The 17017-nt window shown below is 60.1% G+C and carries 18 protein-coding genes; 16 read left to right on the plus strand and 2 right to left on the minus strand.

Annotation, left to right across the window (positions count from 1 at the left end; genetic code table 11):
• Nucleotides 1-50 precede the first annotated feature (50 nt).
• Nucleotides 51-518: a hypothetical protein gene (locus LVD08_RS13010; RefSeq protein WP_098967989.1), complete on the plus strand. Its 468-nt coding sequence runs from the start codon at nucleotides 51-53 to the stop codon at nucleotides 516-518.
• A gap of 647 nt (nucleotides 519-1165) precedes the next feature.
• On the opposite strand, the gene LVD08_RS13015 is transcribed toward LVD08_RS13010, so the two are convergent.
• Nucleotides 1166-1843, minus strand: coding sequence for an alpha/beta family hydrolase (locus tag LVD08_RS13015; RefSeq protein ID WP_247268340.1), 678 nt, complete (start codon nucleotides 1841-1843; stop codon nucleotides 1166-1168).
• A 95-nt stretch (nucleotides 1844-1938) separates the two neighbouring features.
• On the opposite strand from LVD08_RS13015, the gene ccoN (LVD08_RS13020) reads away from it, so the two are divergent.
• From ccoN (LVD08_RS13020) to ccoP (LVD08_RS13055), 8 genes are all read left to right on the plus strand, one after another.
• Nucleotides 1939-3363: a cytochrome-c oxidase, cbb3-type subunit I gene (gene ccoN / locus LVD08_RS13020; RefSeq protein ID WP_098967987.1), complete on the plus strand. Its 1425-nt coding sequence runs from the start codon at nucleotides 1939-1941 to the stop codon at nucleotides 3361-3363.
• 10 nt (nucleotides 3364-3373) lie between these two features.
• Nucleotides 3374-3982, plus strand: coding sequence for a cytochrome-c oxidase, cbb3-type subunit II (ccoO, locus tag LVD08_RS13025; protein ID WP_003223389.1), 609 nt, complete (start codon nucleotides 3374-3376; stop codon nucleotides 3980-3982).
• Between the two features lie 5 nt (nucleotides 3983-3987).
• On the plus strand, nucleotides 3988-4185 hold the full coding sequence (locus LVD08_RS13030; RefSeq protein ID WP_027613249.1) for a cbb3-type cytochrome oxidase subunit 3: 198 nt from the start codon (nucleotides 3988-3990) through the stop codon (nucleotides 4183-4185).
• On the plus strand, nucleotides 4182-5132 hold the full coding sequence (ccoP, locus tag LVD08_RS13035; protein WP_097087653.1) for a cytochrome-c oxidase, cbb3-type subunit III: 951 nt from the start codon (nucleotides 4182-4184) through the stop codon (nucleotides 5130-5132). The genes LVD08_RS13030 and ccoP (LVD08_RS13035) overlap by 4 nt, the downstream gene beginning before the upstream one ends.
• Nucleotides 5133-5617: 485 nt before the next feature.
• Nucleotides 5618-7060, plus strand: coding sequence for a cytochrome-c oxidase, cbb3-type subunit I (gene ccoN, locus LVD08_RS13040; protein WP_007969186.1), 1443 nt, complete (start codon nucleotides 5618-5620; stop codon nucleotides 7058-7060).
• Nucleotides 7060-7668, plus strand: a complete 609-nt coding sequence (ccoO, locus tag LVD08_RS13045) for a cytochrome-c oxidase, cbb3-type subunit II (protein ID WP_024164411.1) — start codon at nucleotides 7060-7062, stop codon at nucleotides 7666-7668. Before ccoN (LVD08_RS13040) ends, ccoO (LVD08_RS13045) begins: the two co-directional genes overlap by 1 nt.
• A gap of 6 nt (nucleotides 7669-7674) precedes the next feature.
• Nucleotides 7675-7860 (plus strand): CcoQ/FixQ family Cbb3-type cytochrome c oxidase assembly chaperone, encoded by a 186-nt coding sequence (locus LVD08_RS13050; protein WP_003175465.1) that lies wholly within the window; start codon nucleotides 7675-7677, stop codon nucleotides 7858-7860.
• A complete protein-coding gene (gene ccoP, locus LVD08_RS13055; protein ID WP_096797659.1) occupies nucleotides 7857-8840 on the plus strand; it encodes a cytochrome-c oxidase, cbb3-type subunit III in 984 nt (327 codons plus the stop codon). Before LVD08_RS13050 ends, ccoP (LVD08_RS13055) begins: the two co-directional genes overlap by 4 nt.
• A gap of 56 nt (nucleotides 8841-8896) precedes the next feature.
• Here ccoP (LVD08_RS13055) and LVD08_RS13060 read toward each other — a convergent pair whose 3' ends face one another.
• Nucleotides 8897-9901 carry a metallophosphoesterase family protein gene (locus tag LVD08_RS13060; RefSeq protein ID WP_097087651.1) on the minus strand — a complete coding sequence of 335 codons (1005 nt, stop codon included), beginning with the start codon at nucleotides 9899-9901 and terminating at the stop codon, nucleotides 8897-8899.
• A gap of 626 nt (nucleotides 9902-10527) precedes the next feature.
• On the opposite strand from LVD08_RS13060, the gene LVD08_RS13065 reads away from it, so the two are divergent.
• From LVD08_RS13065 to LVD08_RS13095, 7 genes are all read left to right on the plus strand, one after another.
• Complete coding sequence (locus tag LVD08_RS13065) at nucleotides 10528-10782, plus strand: type II toxin-antitoxin system Phd/YefM family antitoxin (RefSeq protein ID WP_047599120.1); 255 nt, start codon at nucleotides 10528-10530, stop codon at nucleotides 10780-10782.
• On the plus strand, nucleotides 10782-11192 hold the full coding sequence (locus LVD08_RS13070; protein WP_097087649.1) for a type II toxin-antitoxin system VapC family toxin: 411 nt from the start codon (nucleotides 10782-10784) through the stop codon (nucleotides 11190-11192). The genes LVD08_RS13065 and LVD08_RS13070 overlap by 1 nt, the downstream gene beginning before the upstream one ends.
• Nucleotides 11193-11414: 222 nt before the next feature.
• Nucleotides 11415-12830, plus strand: a complete 1416-nt coding sequence (gene ccoG / locus LVD08_RS13075; RefSeq protein WP_027613255.1) for a cytochrome c oxidase accessory protein CcoG — start codon at nucleotides 11415-11417, stop codon at nucleotides 12828-12830.
• Nucleotides 12831-12841: 11 nt separating this feature from the next.
• Nucleotides 12842-13381: a FixH family protein gene (locus LVD08_RS13080; protein ID WP_247268341.1), complete on the plus strand. Its 540-nt coding sequence runs from the start codon at nucleotides 12842-12844 to the stop codon at nucleotides 13379-13381.
• 212 nt (nucleotides 13382-13593) lie between these two features.
• Complete coding sequence (locus LVD08_RS13085; protein ID WP_247268342.1) at nucleotides 13594-16044, plus strand: heavy metal translocating P-type ATPase; 2451 nt, start codon at nucleotides 13594-13596, stop codon at nucleotides 16042-16044.
• Nucleotides 16045-16066: 22 nt separating this feature from the next.
• Nucleotides 16067-16279 carry a cbb3-type cytochrome oxidase assembly protein CcoS gene (ccoS, locus tag LVD08_RS13090; RefSeq protein ID WP_247268343.1) on the plus strand — a complete coding sequence of 71 codons (213 nt, stop codon included), beginning with the start codon at nucleotides 16067-16069 and terminating at the stop codon, nucleotides 16277-16279.
• Entirely contained in the window at nucleotides 16272-16955 is a 684-nt protein-coding gene (locus LVD08_RS13095) for a sulfite exporter TauE/SafE family protein (protein ID WP_247268344.1), read from the plus strand. The genes ccoS and LVD08_RS13095 overlap by 8 nt, the downstream gene beginning before the upstream one ends.
• The last annotated feature ends 62 nt before the right edge of the window (nucleotides 16956-17017 follow it).

Raw genomic sequence — 17017 nt, forward strand, 5'->3', positions numbered from 1 at the left:
AATTGCAGTCGGTTGTAACACCTCCTCTTACTCGAAAGGCAGGTTTAACAATGACCACTCACGTTATGTTTCTCCCGAAAAAACCGCTCGTCAGTGATGACAGGTTTCAATGGAGATTGGGCGGTAAACGGAAAACAGCGAAATTCAGATCTTTCTATCAGGACGAGTTCTTGGGCGAGCGGTATTGGTCCATCAGTGGAGGAACAGGAAATTTCGACGATGAAAGCTATTTTTCATTCTCCATGACTCTGCCCTACCAATCCGATGAGTCACTCACAGGCGTCTATAACTTCGACAACGGGCTGACATTTGTTCACAGCCATTGGATCCCTGCGCCGCCGGGATTTATCGGAATGGCTTCGGTGGACGCCGACTCGGCGATCCTCAGCGTTAAATATGATGCTGAAACGGATATCGCTACGGGATCATTCGAGGCCGTGTTCAAAAGTCATCGCTATCGCCTGAATCCCAAGGGGACTTTCACCATGACGAGACTGAGACCGTCGGATGCTGGCTAGATCTGGCAGGGGTGCTCGCAGCAACTCCAGAAGAGTACCCCTTCAATGTAATTTGCAAGAATGACTCCTTGAAGCTGCCGCAGGCTGCGATCTTTTGATCGTGAAAAACCGGTTAGCGAAAGCCTCCGGGGTTTATTGCTTGTTTGAAATGGATGGCGCTTGGAAGACAGCTTTCGCGAGCAGGCTCGCTCCCACAGTAGGGCCGGGTACTTCAGTAAGGAATTGGTCGGCTGTCAGGCCGCCATCGCCAGCAGGCGGGTTCCCACACAAAAGCAAGAGCAGAACGCGCACCGCTCTTGCTCCTCACCACTCAACACGATGAGCGTTAGCTCGAGTACCGCTTTTGATCTTGATCCACAGGCGACATCGGAAGGCTGAGCGGAGGGATTCATCCGGGGGTGGGAGCGCAGCGACCGTTTGGCGAAGCCAAACACAGCGAGAGGAGGTGCAGCGAAGCAAACCGTAGGCGCTGCGCCCGGATGGATCCCGGAGCGAAGGAACCCCGAGCCCCAGCGAGCGGGCCGAACGTAGGAGCAAGCGTTTTTTTGCTTACTTTTTTTAGGCGCTTGTAAAAAAAGTGAGTCGCCGTAAGGGCGAAACCCTAAGTCGCCGTTACCGCAGCAACGGATATACCCCCCAACCAAACCTCAACGAAGAAACCCGGCAACCTTCTCCACCGCCGAAGCCAAATGATCCGAATGCGTAAACCCGGAAACCTTCAACGGCTTCAAATCATGATCCCCAGAGGCCAACCAAAACACCTCAATACTCGGCGATAGATCATAAGCCTCGACAGCGTCCCGATTTCCGAGAGCATCCCGCTCCCCCTGAACAATCAACGTCCGAGTCCGCAAAGCAGCCAAATGCTCAACCCGCGGTTTCTCAGGTTTCCCAACCGCATAAAACGGATATCCAAGACAGACAAGCGCATCGGCGCCCAACTCGTCAGCTAAAAGACTGGCCATCCGCCCGCCCATGGACTTACCGCCGATGGCCAAAATCCCAGCGACATGACGTCGCACTTCAGCGAACACTTCGCGCCAGCACTCAAGCAGTTTCGGCGCCGGATTAGGCGGCCGTTTACTGCCATCCACCCGCCGCTGCGCCATATACGGAAACTCAAACCGCAACACATTCACCCCAAGTGCAGCAAGGCGCCCAGCCATATCCGTCATCCACTCACTGTCCATCGGCGCCCCTGCCCCATGCGCCAGGATCAAAGTCGCCGAAGCCTCGCCCGACGCGGCATCCCACAACCACCCATGATCCCGCACGCACTGCGCCCATTGATCCCCGTCAATACTGGCCTTGTGCTGTTTGTCCATGCTTGCCTCGCTTTTAGTCTGCCTATAACTCCAGGCGAAGGATTCGCGGCGTTTTCTGCGCGCGCTCACTTCGGCTGAACCGTGGATGGGGAACCATGAACACTTCTATCAGTACCGCCTACAACTACAAGGTGGTCCGCCAATTCGCCATTATGACGGTGGTGTGGGGCATCGTCGGCATGGGGCTCGGGGTTTTTCTCGCGGCCCAATTGGTCTGGCCTGAACTCAACTTCAATTTGCCCTGGACCAGTTTCGGCCGTCTGCGCCCGCTGCACACCAACGCGGTAATCTTCGCCTTCGGTGGCTGTGCGCTGTTCGCCAGTTCGTTCTACTCGGTGCAACGCACCTGCCAGACGCAATTGTTCGCGCCGAAAATCGCCGCGTTCTGCTTCTGGGGCTGGCAGCTTGTGATTCTATTGGCAGCGATCAGCCTGCCACTGGGTTACACCAGCTCCAAGGAATACGCCGAGCTGGAATGGCCGATCGACATTCTGATCACCATCGTCTGGGTCGCCTACGCCATCGTGTTCTTCGGCACGATCATGCAGCGCAAAACCAAGCACATCTACGTCGGCAACTGGTTCTTCGGCGCGTTCATCATCACCGTGGCGATCCTGCACATCGTCAACAACCTTGAGTTGCCGGTGAGCCTGACCAAGTCCTACTCGGTGTACGCCGGTGCGACCGACGCGATGGTGCAATGGTGGTACGGCCACAACGCCGTAGGCTTTTTCCTCACCGCCGGTTTCCTCGGGATGATGTACTACTTCGTGCCGAAACAGGCCGAACGTCCGGTGTATTCGTATCGCCTGTCGATCGTGCACTTCTGGGCGCTGATCACCCTGTACATCTGGGCCGGCCCGCACCACCTGCACTACACCGCGCTGCCGGACTGGGCGCAGTCGCTGGGCATGGTGATGTCGCTGATTCTGCTGGCACCGAGCTGGGGCGGCATGATCAACGGCATGATGACCCTCTCGGGCGCCTGGCATAAGTTGCGCAGCGACCCGATCCTGCGCTTCCTCGTGGTCTCGCTGGCGTTTTACGGCATGTCGACCTTCGAAGGTCCGATGATGGCGATCAAGACCGTCAACGCCCTCTCCCACTACACCGACTGGACCATCGGCCACGTTCACGCCGGCGCGCTCGGCTGGGTGGCGATGATTTCCATCGGCGCGCTGTACCACATGATCCCGAAAGTCTTCGGCAAAGAGCAGATGCACAGCGTCGGCCTGATCAACGCGCACTTCTGGCTCGCGACCATCGGCACCGTGCTGTACATCGCCTCGATGTGGGTCAACGGCATCGCCCAGGGCCTGATGTGGCGCGCAGTCAACGAGGACGGCACGCTGACCTACTCCTTCGTCGAAACCCTGGTGGCCAGCCACCCAGGCTTCATCGTGCGTCTGGTGGGTGGGGCGATCTTCCTCAGCGGCATGTTCCTGATGGCTTACAACACCTGGCGCACCGTGCGGGCCTCGCAGCCTGCTGACGTCGTTGCTGCCGCGCAGATGGCCTGAGGAGTCCGCCATGAAACACGAAACGATTGAAAAGAACGTCGGCCTGCTGATGCTGCTGATGGTGTTCGCCGTGAGCATCGGCGGCCTGACCCAGATCGTCCCGCTGTTCTTCCAGGACGTCACCAACAAACCGGTAGAGGGCATGAAGCCCTATACCGCGCTGCAACTGGAAGGCCGCGACATCTATATCCGCGAAGGCTGCGTCGGTTGCCACTCGCAGATGATCCGGCCGTTCCGCGCCGAAACCGAACGCTACGGGCACTACTCGGTGGCCGGTGAGAGCGTATGGGATCACCCGTTCCTCTGGGGTTCCAAGCGTACCGGGCCAGACCTGGCCCGGGTCGGCGCGCGTTACTCGGACGACTGGCACCGCGCGCACCTGTACAACCCGCGCAACGTGGTACCGGAGTCGAAAATGCCGGCCTACCCGTGGCTGGTGACGCAAGCGGTCGACAGCAGCCACACCGAAACCAAGCTCAAGACCATGCGCACCCTCGGCGTGCCGTACACCGACGACGACATCAGCGGCGCGGTCGCCAGCCTCAAGGGCAAGACCGAAATGGACGCCCTCGTCTCCTACCTGCAAGTGCTCGGCACTGCGATCAAGAGCAAGAGGTGAGCACAATGATCATTGAAATGAGTGCAGGGCTGATTCGCGGCCTCGGCACCGTCGTGGTGTTCGTCGCCTTCGTCGGCCTGACGATCTGGGTGTTCAACCGCAAGCGCACGCCGGAGTTCGCCGAAGCGCGCCTGCTGCCGTTCGCCGACGAGCCGCAACCCGACATTACCCAAGCACCTGAAACAAGGAGTACCCGGCCATGACCACCTTCTGGAGTACGTGGATCTGCGTACTGACCATCGGCAGCCTGATCGGCCTGACCTGGCTGCTGATCGGCACCCGCCGGGGCGAGACCAAGGGCAGCGTCGACCAGACCATGGGCCACAGCTTCGACGGCATCGAGGAGTACGACAACCCGCTGCCGCAGTGGTGGTTCATGCTGTTCGCCGGCACGCTGGTGTTTTCCGTGGGCTATCTGATCCTGTATCCGGGCCTCGGCAACTGGAAAGGTATTCTGCCCGGCTACGAGGACGGCTGGACCGGCGTGCACGAGTGGGAAAAGGAAATGAACAAGGCCGACGCCAAATTCGGGCCGATCTTCGCCAAATTCGCCGCCATGCCGGTGGAGGAAGTAGCGAAGGATCCGCAGGCGCTGAAAATGGGTGGCCGGTTGTTCGCCTCCAACTGCTCGGTGTGCCACGGCTCCGACGCCAAAGGCGCTTTCGGCTTCCCTAACCTAGCCGACAAGGACTGGCGCTGGGGCGGTGACGCCGAGACCATCAAGACCACCATCATGGGTGGGCGGATGGCGGCGATGCCGGCCTGGGGCGAAGTGCTCGGCGAAGCCGGGGTGAAGAACGTCGCGGCGTATGTGCGTCACGAACTCGCGGGCCTGCCGCTGCCTGCCGACAGCAAGGCTGACCTGCAAGCCGGACAGCAAGCGTTCAGCACCACCTGCGTAGCCTGTCATGGGGCAACCGGCCACGGCACTGAAGCCATGGGTGCGCCGAATCTGACGCACCCGGCCGGATTTATCTACGGCACCAGCCTGACACAGCTTGAGCAGACCATACGCCACGGTCGCCAGGGCCACATGCCAGCGCAGAACGAACTGCTGGGCAACGATAAAGTGCAATTGCTAGCTGCCTATGTGTACAGCCTGAGCCATGGATTGAATACAGATAAGCTGATTACTGAAGACAACAAATAGTAATCATTGCACACACCTCTGCCGCACCATTCTCGGTGCGGCAGCATCCCGCCCCTTTGCGACGCATTGTCGCACCCCGTCACACCCTCTCCTTTCGGTTCCCCGGATTCGGGTCTACGCTTGCTCGATGCGGACTGGCTTGTGCTGGTTCCAGGTCAACGCTGACTGCTGTGTTCTGCGAACCGGCTGACTGATGTGGCCGCAAACGCCGGTAGATACCGGCTGTCGTGCCATTTACCGTCCGTCACCCGAACTGAGCGTTTGAACACACCCCGTTACAAGCGACCTGATCCCCTCGCTTTTTTCGTCCGCTGCGACATTTTGTCCGAGGCCAATTTTGACCTTACGCGGCGTATGGAAAGGCCGCAGAATCAGCGTTGGAAAGCATTGACCCAGGTCATGGCGCGTTGCAATGACCCCCTGCTCTCTGCATACTTGCGGCCGATTTTAATCCTAATAAAACACCCAAACCGTGGAACCTTAGAATGAGCACAGCAATCAGTCCGACTGCTTATAACTATAAGGTAGTCCGCCAGTTCGCCATCATGACGGTGGTCTGGGGGATCCTTGGCATGGGGCTCGGTGTCTTCATCGCCTCGCAACTGGTCTGGCCGGAGTTGAACTTCGGTCTGCCGTGGACGAGCTTTGGACGCCTGCGCCCGTTGCACACAAACCTGGTGATTTTCGCCTTCGGTGGTTGTGCACTGTTTGCCACTTCCTACTATGTCGTGCAGCGAACCTGCCAGACGCGACTGATCTCCGACAGCCTTGCCGCCTTCACCTTCTGGGGCTGGCAGGCGGTCATCGTCGGCGCCATCATTACCTTGCCGCTGGGCTACACCACCACCAAGGAATACGCCGAACTGGAATGGCCGCTCGCCATTCTGCTGGCCATTGTCTGGGTCTCCTACGGGCTGGTGTTCTTCGGCACCATCACCAAGCGCAAGACCAAACACATCTACGTCGGTAACTGGTTCTACGGCGCGTTCATCGTCGTGACCGCGATGCTGCACATCGTCAACCACGCCTCCCTGCCGGTGAGTTTCTTCAAGTCCTACTCCGCCTACTCGGGCGCGACCGACGCGATGATCCAGTGGTGGTACGGCCACAACGCCGTGGGCTTCTTCCTGACCACCGGCTTCCTCGGAATGATGTACTACTTCGTGCCGAAGCAGGCCGAACGTCCGATCTACTCCTATCGCCTGTCGATCGTGCACTTCTGGGCGCTGATCACCTTGTACATCTGGGCCGGCCCGCACCACCTGCACTACACCGCATTGCCGGACTGGGCACAGTCGCTGGGCATGGCGATGTCGATCATCCTGCTGGCGCCAAGCTGGGGCGGCATGATCAACGGCATGATGACCCTCTCGGGCGCCTGGCATAAGCTGCGCACCGACCCGATCCTGCGCTTCCTCGTGGTGTCGCTGGCGTTCTACGGCATGTCGACCTTCGAAGGTCCGATGATGGCGATCAAGACCGTCAACTCGCTCTCGCACTACACCGACTGGACCATCGGCCACGTTCACGCCGGCGCGCTGGGCTGGGTGGCGATGATTTCGATCGGCGCGATCTACCACATGATCCCGAAACTGTTCGGTCGTGCGCAGATGCACAGCGTCGGCCTGATCAACGCGCACTTCTGGCTCGCGACCATCGGTACCGTGCTGTACATCGCCTCGATGTGGGTCAACGGCATCACTCAGGGTCTGATGTGGCGTGCAATCAACGATGACGGCACCCTCACCTACTCGTTCGTCGAAGCGCTGCAGGCCAGCCACCCGGGCTACATCGTCCGTGCCCTGGGCGGTGCTTTCTTCGCCAGCGGCATGTTCCTGATGGCTTACAACGTCTGGCGCACCGTGCGCGCCTCGAACGCGGCTGAAGCCGAAGCCGCCGCCCAGATCGCTGTTGTTGGAGCTCACTGATGAAGCATGAAGCTGTCGAGAAGAACATTGGCCTGCTGGCCTTCTTCATGGTCATCGCCGTCAGCATTGGCGGCCTGACCCAGATCGTTCCGCTGTTCTTCCAGGACGTCACCAACAAGCCGGTCGAAGGCATGAAGCCGCGTTCGGCACTGGAACTGGAAGGCCGCGACGTCTATATCGCCAACGGTTGTGTCGGCTGCCACTCGCAGATGATCCGTCCGTTCCGCGCTGAAACCGAACGCTACGGCCACTACTCGGTCGCCGGTGAAAGCGTCTGGGACCACCCGTTCCTGTGGGGTTCCAAACGGACCGGCCCGGATCTGGCTCGCGTGGGCGGTCGTTACTCCGATGACTGGCAGCGTGCGCACCTGTACAACCCGCGCAACGTGGTACCTGAGTCGAAAATGCCGGCTTACCCGTTCCTCGTGGAAAACAAGCTCGACGGCAAAGACACGGCCAAGAAAATGGAAGTGTTGCGCACGCTCGGCGTCCCTTACACCGACGAAGACATCGCCGGTGCAAAAGATGCCGTGAAGGGCAAAACCGAAATGGACGCGCTGGTGGCCTACCTTCAGGGCCTGGGCACCATCATCAAAAGCAAACGGTGATTCTTCATGGATATCGGGATGATTCGCGGCCTGGGCACCGTCGTCGTGATGGTGGCCTTCATCGGTTTGGCGTTGTGGGTATTCAGCCCCAAGCGCAAGTCGGAGTTTGAAGACGCAACCTTGCTGCCTTTTGCGGATGATCCCGAAGCCATCAAGCACGTCGAGCAAGCTTCTAGGAGTAACAAAGAATGACTACATTCTGGAGTCTGTACGTCACAGTCCTCAGTCTCGGTACGATCTTCGCCCTGACCTGGCTGCTGCTGTCGACCCGCAAGGGCCAGCGCAGCGAACAGACGGACGAAACGGTCGGCCACTCCTTCGACGGGATCGAGGAGTACGACAACCCACTGCCGAAATGGTGGTTCATGCTGTTCGTGGGCACCATCGTGTTCGCCCTGGGTTATCTGGTGCTGTACCCGGGCCTGGGCAACTGGAAAGGCCTGCTGCCGGGCTACAACTACCTCGATAACGACAAGCAGACCGCGTTCGCCAACGGCCAGACCGGCTGGACCGGCGTGCATGAGTGGGAAAAGGAAATGGCCCGCTCGGACGCCAAGTTCGGTCCGATCTTCGCCAAGTTCGCGGCGATGCCGATCGAGGAAGTGGCCAAGGATCCGCAAGCACTGAAGATGGGCGGCCGTCTGTTCGCCTCCAACTGTTCGGTATGCCACGGTTCCGACGCCAAGGGCGCCTATGGCTTCCCGAACCTGACCGACGCCGACTGGCGCTGGGGCGGCGAGCCGGAAACCATCAAGACCACCATCATGGGCGGTCGACACGCGGTGATGCCGGCCTGGGCCGAAGTCATTGGCGAACAAGGCGTAGCCGATGTCGCAGCCTTCGTGGTGACCCAGCTCGATGGCCGCAAACTGCCGGAAGGCACCAAGGCTGACCCGGCCAACGGCCAGAAACTGTTCGCCGCCAACTGCGTGGCCTGCCACGGTCCAGCAGGCAAAGGCACCCCGGCCATGGGCGCGCCTGACCTGACCCACCCGGCCGCGTTCATCTACGGTTCGAGCTTCGCCCAACTGCAGCAGACCATCCGTTACGGCCGTCAGGGCCAGATGCCGGCGCAGGAACAACTGCAAGGCAATGACAAGGTGCACCTGCTGGCAGCGTACGTGTACAGCCTGTCCCACGGTGAAAAAGCGCCGGAGGCCGAGGCGCAATAAGGCCAGGGCTTGATGTAATGAAGAATCCCCCGCCAGTGCTCTGGCGGGGGATTTTTTTATGGGTTACTGGCCCAGATCGACTTCACCGGCACGGTGGCCACCGGCGTACGTTTGCGCCACTGATTGTCCTCGACCAGACTCACCTCCAATTGCTTGCGATCCTTGGAAAAAGTGGCGGTCAGGTACGTCTGCTGAGAAGCTGAACCGCTGAGAAACATCGGCACGCTCCCCATATAGGTTTGGCTACCACCCTCGTCGTGGAAGTGGCCGGCGAACATCGCCGTCACCTGATACTTTTCAATCATTTCGCGAAAGCGCTTCTCTTGATCCCAACTGCCTTTCCACTCATAGGGCTTGTGCATGTTGATAATGATCGCGTAGCCCTGCGCTCGCGCTATTCGCAAATCATTTTCCAGCCAGTCCAGCGACGCCGTGATATCGAATGTGGTCGGATTCAACGCGTGAGAAATCTTCACCGCATAAGTGGGTTCATTGTTCAACTGCACCAGATGCACTTCACCCACATTCTTTGAATAAGCCAGACTACCCAGATAGTGTTTATTCACAAAGCTGCCGGTGACTTCCAGATCAAATTCATCGACTTTACCGACATGATGATCACGGTAATCAACAATACTGCCCGCTGCGCAACTTTCACTGAAACAGTCATTCACGTTGTTCTGGTAGTCGTGATTGCCCAATCCGTAGAGCACGTGATCGCCAAAGTGTTTCTTCAGCATCGAACCGATGAAAGAGCGCTGCCAGCCGTGGCCAAACGCGGTCATGTCACCGTTGATCATCAATGGCACCGCAGCCTGCCCGCCCATCTCGGTGCGGAACTGGGCAATGCTCGCGAACTGGGTTTCCACCAGCCATTTCGCGCGTTTTTCGAAATCCGCGCTCGATTCATCCTCGCCACTGTCCGACTTTTCTGTCCACGGGTATTGCGGGTCTGATGCAAATACCATGTGCTGCGGCATACCTTCATTGGCACTGGTGAGAGAAGTCAGGGACACCAGACACAGACAAGCGAAAAGCTTTTTAACTTCCTTGGTTTTCATAACACTCCATTATTTCGTTAAATTTCAAAACATAAACATGCAACTAGCACGCTGCAGAACAGCCACTAAGCTATTCGAAAAAAACAAGAAAGCAAAACCCATCAATTAACTAATTATATTTCTGGAATATTGAAATCGCCTTCGAAATTAATACTTTGAGACACATGCCTGATGGACTCGATTCGCTATGCTCTGTAGGGTCGTCCACAGCCCGTTGACCCTCATCGGAGCCACTTCAAGGATGAAGCCGCTATGTTGAATGACAGCAAAAACCCTGTCCCGGTTGATCAGAAACTCACAGACAACGATCAGACAATCGATCCATCGAACCACCCCGTGGAATCGATTGCCGTGACACTGGGTAATCCGTTGCAACCCGACTCCAGAAGCACCACAAAGCCCCACAGAAATACCGGCAGTCTCGAGAGCCTGGGCGGCGGCAGACTTCCCTGAGTATTGAAGCCACGTCTGAATCAATCCGAGCCGGCCTGCGCCTTTTGCGAGGCTGGCTCGACTATGCCAGCCACGGACCGACCCACGGACGGCTGAGTTCTGTCTTCCTTGATTGCCGCCCCCAAGGCGAAGTAGTAACGTTGCTACATCTGTATTGCGAGAGGTCAACCATGATGGCAATCACCACCATCTCCAGCCGTGAATTCAATCAGGACACCAGCAGCGCCAAAAAGGCTGCGCGTCTGGGTCCAGTGATCATCACCGACCGTGGCAAGGCCTCTCATGTCCTGTTGAGCATTGAGGAATATCAGAAACTGAGCGGCGCAAACACGAGCATTGTCGATTTGTTGGTCATGCCGGAGGCTGCCGACATCGATTTCGAAACCGAGCGCGCAGTCATCATTCATCGTCCCGTGGATCTGTCCTGATGTATTTACTCGACACCAATGTGATTTCCGAACTTCGCAAGCCGCAGGCCGATGCCAATGTGGTCAGTTGGGCCAAAGGCGTCATCGCCCCGCGCCTGTACATTTCCGCCATTACTTTGAAAGAACTGGAAACCGGAGTACTGCGAATGGAACGGCGTGATCCTGCTCAAGGAAAGCTGTTGCGCAGTTGGCTGACGCGTCACGTCATTCCGGCATTCGAAGCCCGAATCCTGCCGGTTGATGCCGCGGTGGCACTGCGTTGTGCCAGCCTGCATGTACCCGACCAGGCCAATGAAAGCGATGCATTGATCGCTGCCACGGCCCTGGTGCATGGACTCACGGTGGTCACGCGCAATGTCGGTGATTTCCGCTTGAGCGGCGTCGCCCTGATCAACCCATGGGAACATTGAATTAGCCGCCACCCCAAAACCGTCCATACTCAACAAGTCAATTGATCTGCATCAGGCTTTGCTGCATTCGCTACACCAATAATGCTTTTTCCCCAACGCGACCAAAGGTCGCACCCTTGAGTTAGAGCGACAGGCGTATCATTGCGCCACTGCGACACCCCTTTCTGACCGCGGTCGGCACGTATCGACCGAGGCATTTGTCCACTGCCGTGGGATGCAATGATGAGCAACCAGATTCCGGTACACGACGTCACACCACCGAGCAAAAACGCGAACAACAGCGTCGATCTTTACGCCTCTCGAGAAAAAATCTACACCCGTGCTTTCACCGGCCTGTTCCGCAATCTGCGGATGATCGGCGGCGCTGCGCTGTTCCTGTTGTATTTCGGTACGGTGTGGCTGAACTGGGGCGGGCATCAGGCGGTGTGGTGGAACCTGCCGGAACGCAAGTTCTTCATCTTTGGTGCGACCTTCTGGCCGCAGGACTTCATCCTGCTGTCGGGGCTGCTGATCATCGCGGCGTTCGGCCTGTTCTTCATCACCGTTTACGCTGGCCGCGTCTGGTGCGGCTATACCTGTCCGCAAAGCGTATGGACGTGGATTTTCATGTGGTGCGAGAAAGTCACCGAAGGCGACCGCAACCAGCGGATCAAGCTCGATAAAGCGCCGATGAGCGGCAACAAGTTCCTGCGCAAGCTCGCCAAGCATTCATTGTGGCTGCTGATCGGCTTCGTCACCGGCATGACCTTCGTCGGCTACTTCTCGCCAATCCGCGAACTGGTGTTCGAATTCTTCACCGGTCAGGCCGATGGCTGGTCGTATTTCTGGGTCGGTTTCTTCACCCTCGCCACCTACGGCAACGCCGGCTGGCTGCGCGAGCAGGTGTGCATCTACATGTGCCCCTACGCACGTTTCCAGAGCGTGATGTTCGACAAGGACACCCTGATCGTTTCCTATGATCCGCGTCGCGGCGAAAGCCGTGGCCCGCGCAAGAAAGGTGTCGACTACAAGGCCATGGGTCTGGGCGACTGCATCGATTGCACCATGTGTGTTCAGGTGTGCCCGACCGGTATCGACATCCGTGACGGCCTGCAGATCGAGTGCATCGGTTGCGCCGCGTGTATCGACGCCTGCGACGCGATCATGGACAAGATGGACTACCCGCGCGGCCTCATCAGCTACACCACCGAACACAACCTGTCCGGCCAGAAAACCCATAAACTGCGGCCACGCCTGATTGGCTACGCGGTGGTGCTGCTGGCGATGATCAGCCTGCTGGTGACCGCGTTCTTCATGCGCTCGCTGGTCGGTTTCGACGTCAGCAAGGACCGCGTGCTGTACCGCGAAAACGCCGAAGGCCGGATCGAAAACGTCTACAGCCTGAAGATCATGAACAAGGATCAGCGCGACCACACTTACGTGCTGGAAGCCGCCGGTCTGCCGGATCTGCGCCTGCAAGGCAAACGCGAGATCAAGGTGCCGGCCGGCGAAATCTTCAGCATGCCGGTGGAGTTGTCGAGCGCACCGGAACAATTGCCGTCGAGCACCAACGAGGTGAAATTCATCCTCAAGGATGCCGACGATGATAGCGTCCACGTTGAAGCCAAGAGCCGATTCATCGGCCCACAAACCCGTTGAGAGAACTGAACATGCCCGCAGCAAACGCCGCCAGTCCTTGGTACAAGCACCTTTGGCCATGGATCATCATCGGGATTCTGGCCTGTTCGGTGACCTTGACCCTGTCGATGGTGACCATCGCGGTGAACAACCCGGACAACCTGGTCAACGACAACTATTACGAGGCCGGCAAAGGCATCAACCGCTCGCTGGATCGCGAGCTGCTGGCGCAGGAGCTGAAGATGCGCGCCAGCGTGCATCTGGATGACCTGACCGGCGAAGTTGACCTGCGCCTGAGCGGCGACAGCCAGCCGAAAACCCTGGAACTGAACCTGATCTCGCCGACCCAGCCGGAGAAGGATCGCAAGATCGTCCTGACCCGCAGCGAAACCGAAACCGGCCGTTACATCGGTCAGTTGGGCGACAAGGTCGAAGGCCGACGTTTTGTCGAATTGCTGGGCATGCAGGACGACCACGTGTGGCGCACGTTCGAAGAGGAACAGGTCAGCCACGACAAGGATCTGCTGCTCGGTGACGAACCGCTGCAGGGCGCCGAAGACCTGGATAAATAAATAAACTGCAGAAGCCCCTCACCCTAACCCTCTCCCGGAGGGAGAGGGGACTGATTTCGGCCGCTCGCATGCCTTGTGTATGGCAGTGACGATATCCGTGGATGCACCTCTTTTCCGGCCTCCATCAATCGGCTCCCTCTCCCTCCGGGAGAGCGCTGGGGTGAGGGCAAGCGGACAACCCCAATGCAAGGGCTTACCCCCTCAACGATGCCATGACCACCCCACTCCCCTGCTACCACTGCGCTCTGCCCGTCCCGTCGGGCAGCCGCTTCACCGCCGTCGTGCTCGGGGAGTCCCGCGAGTTCTGCTGCCCCGGCTGTCAGGCCGTGGCCGAAGCCATCGTCGCCGGTGGTCTGGAAAGCTATTACCAACATCGCAGCGAAGCCTCGGCCAACCCCGAAGCACTGCCGGTGCAATTGACCGATGAACTGGCGCTGTACGACCGCGCCGACGTGCAACAACCCTTCGTCCGTCACGCGGGCGAACTCGCCGAAACCACCCTGTTGATGGAAGGCATCAGTTGCGCCGCCTGCGGCTGGCTGATCGAGAAACACCTGCGCAGCCTGCCGGCGGTGGCCGAGGCGCGGCTGAACCTGTCCAACCATCGCCTGCACGTGCAATGGGCCGACGCACAATTGCCGCTGAGCCAGATCCTCGCCGAGCTGCGCCACATCGGTTACGCCGCCCACCCCTATCAGGCCGACCGCGCCAGCGAGCAACTGGCCAGCGAAAACCGTCTCGCGTTGCGTCAGCTCGGTGTCGCCGGGCTGCTGTGGTTTCAGGCAATGATGGCGACCATGGCGACCTGGCCGGAATTCAACATCGACCTCAGCCCCGAACTGCACACGATCCTGCGTTGGGTCGCGCTGTTCCTGACCACACCGATCGTGTTCTACAGCTGCGCGCCGTTCTTCAAGGGCGCCATGCGCGATCTGCGCACCCGCCACCTGACCATGGACGTCTCGGTGTCACTGGCAATCGGCAGCGCCTACATCGCCGGGATCTGGACCTCGATCACCGGGGTCGGCGAGCTGTATTTCGATGCGGTCGGGATGTTCGCGCTGTTCCTGCTCGCCGGCCGCTATCTGGAACGCCGCGCCCGCGAGCGCACCGCCGCGGCCATCGCGCAGCTTGTGAACCTGTTGCCAGCCTCGTGCCTGCGCCTCGACGCCGACGGCCAGAGCGAACGCATCCTGCTCAGCGAATTGCGCCTGGGTGACCGGGTGCTGGTGCAACCGGGTTCGATCCTGCCGGCGGACGGCAAGATCCTCGATGGCCAGTCGAGCATCGACGAATCGCTGCTGACCGGCGAATACCTGCCGCAACCGCGCACGCTGGGCGATGCGGTCACCGCTGGCACGCTGAATGTCGAAGGCGCGCTCACCGTCGAGGTTCTGGCGCTGGGTCAGGACACACGCCTGTCGGCCATCGTCCGTCTGCTTGATCGCGCCCAGGCCGAAAAACCGCGATTGGCGGAAATCGCCGACCGCGCCGCGCAATGGTTCTTGCTGTTGTCGCTGATTGCAGCGGCGGCCATCGGCCTGTTGTGGTGGCAGCTGGATGCGTCGCGGGCATTCTGGATCGTGCTGGCGATGCTGGTGGCGACCTGCCCTTGCGCGCTGTCGCTGGCAACCCCGACGGCGTTGACCGCCGCCACTGGCACCCTGCACAAACTCGGTCTGTTGCTGACGCGCGGCCATGTGCTGGAAGGCCTGAATCAGATCGACACGGTGATCTTCGACAAGACCGGCACCCTCACCGAGGGGCGGCTGGTTTTGCGTTCGATCCGTCCACTGGGCACGCTGAACAGCGACCAGTGCCTGAGCCTTGCCGCCGCATTGGAAAATCGTTCGGAACACCCGATTGCCCGCGCCTTCGGTCGTGCGCCACTGGCGGCTGAAGAAGTGCACAGCACGCCGGGACTCGGCCTCGAAGGGCTGGTTGGCACACAGCGTTTGCGCATCGGTCAGGCAGAATTTGTCTGCGCCCTTAGCGGTTCGCCGCTGCCGGCGATGCCGGATGAACCGGGCCAGTGGCTGCTGCTCGGCGATGACTCGGCAGCGCTGGCGTGGTTCGTTCTCGACGACCGCCTGCGCGACGATGCGCCCGCCCTGCTCGCCGCGTGCAAGGCGCGTGGCTGGCGCACGCTGCTGTTGTCCGGCGACAGCTCGCCGATGGTCGCCAGCGTCGCCGCCGAACTGGGTATCGACGAGGCCCGTGGCGGTCTGCGTCCGGACGACAAACTGCAGGTGCTGCAACAGCTGCACGCTCAAGGTCGTAAAGTGTTGATGCTCGGCGATGGTGTGAACGACGTGCCGGTGCTGGCTGCTGCCGACATCAGCGTGGCCATGGGTTCGGCCACCGATCTGGCGAAAACCAGCGCCGACGCGGTGCTGCTGTCCAACCGCCTCGACGCGCTGGTGCAAGCCTTTACGTTGGCGCGCAGAACCCGTCGGGTAATCATCGAGAACCTGCTGTGGGCGGCGCTGTACAATGGCCTCATGTTGCCGTTCGCCGCCCTCGGCTGGATCACCCCGGTGTGGGCTGCGGTCGGCATGTCGATCAGTTCGTTGACCGTGGTGCTCAACGCCCTGCGCCTGACTCGCCAGCCGAGCGCGCCGGTCGCCGGCACCCGTTCAGAAACCCGCCCGTTGCCGGCCTGAGCCGCGCGGGCCTGGAGTACCGATGCCAGCTCTTTACGTGATGATCCCGGCCGCCCTGCTGATCGTGGCCATCGCCGTGTACATCTTCTTCTGGGCGGTGGACAGCGGGCAGTACGACGACCTCGATGGTCCGGCCCACAGCATCCTGTTCGATGATCAGGACCCGAACCACACCGCCGCCGTGGCCGAAGCCAAAGCCGACAAACCGCAGGACAAGGCGCCACCCCATGCTTGAGCTGGCGCCGCTGCTGGTTTCCGCGCTGATCCTCGGCCTGCTCGGTGGCGGGCATTGCCTGGGCATGTGCGGCGGCCTGATGGGCGCGCTGACCCTGGCGATCCCCAAGGAGCAGCGCAGCCGACGCTTTCGTCTGCTGCTGGCGTACAACCTCGGACGGATCCTCAGTTACGCGACCGCCGGTTTGCTGATCGGCCTTGCCGGTTGGGCGGTGGCGAACAGCCCGGCGGCGATGGTCATGCGAATTCTCGCCGGGTTGCTGCTGATCGCCATGGGCCTGTATCTGGCCGGCTGGTGGAGCGGCCTGACCCGCATCGAAAGCCTGGGTCGTGGTTTGTGGCGTTACATTCAGCCGGTGGCCAATCGCTTGCTGCCGGTGTCGACACTGCCCCGTGCGTTATTGCTCGGCGCGCTATGGGGCTGGCTGCCGTGCGGACTGGTTTACAGCACGCTGCTGTGGTCGGCGAGCCAGGGCAATGCACTCGACAGCGCGTTGCTGATGCTCGCCTTCGGGCTCGGTACCTGGCCGGTGTTGCTGGCCACCGGCCTCGCCGCCGAGCGGGTCACGGCGCTGCTGCGCAAACGCAGCGTGCGCATGGCCGGCGGTCTGCTGGTGATCCTGTTCGGCATCTGGGCCCTGCCGGGGCCGCACCAGCACTGGCTGATGGGCCACTGACCGGCGGGGCGGGCGCAGACAGCGAGGGAGCGGGCCCCCCCGCTGGCAGTGGGGCAGACCAC

Source organism: Pseudomonas sp. YL2, assembly GCF_023063025.1.
GTDB classification, from domain to species: Bacteria; Pseudomonadota; Gammaproteobacteria; order Pseudomonadales; family Pseudomonadaceae; genus Aquipseudomonas; species Aquipseudomonas putida_A.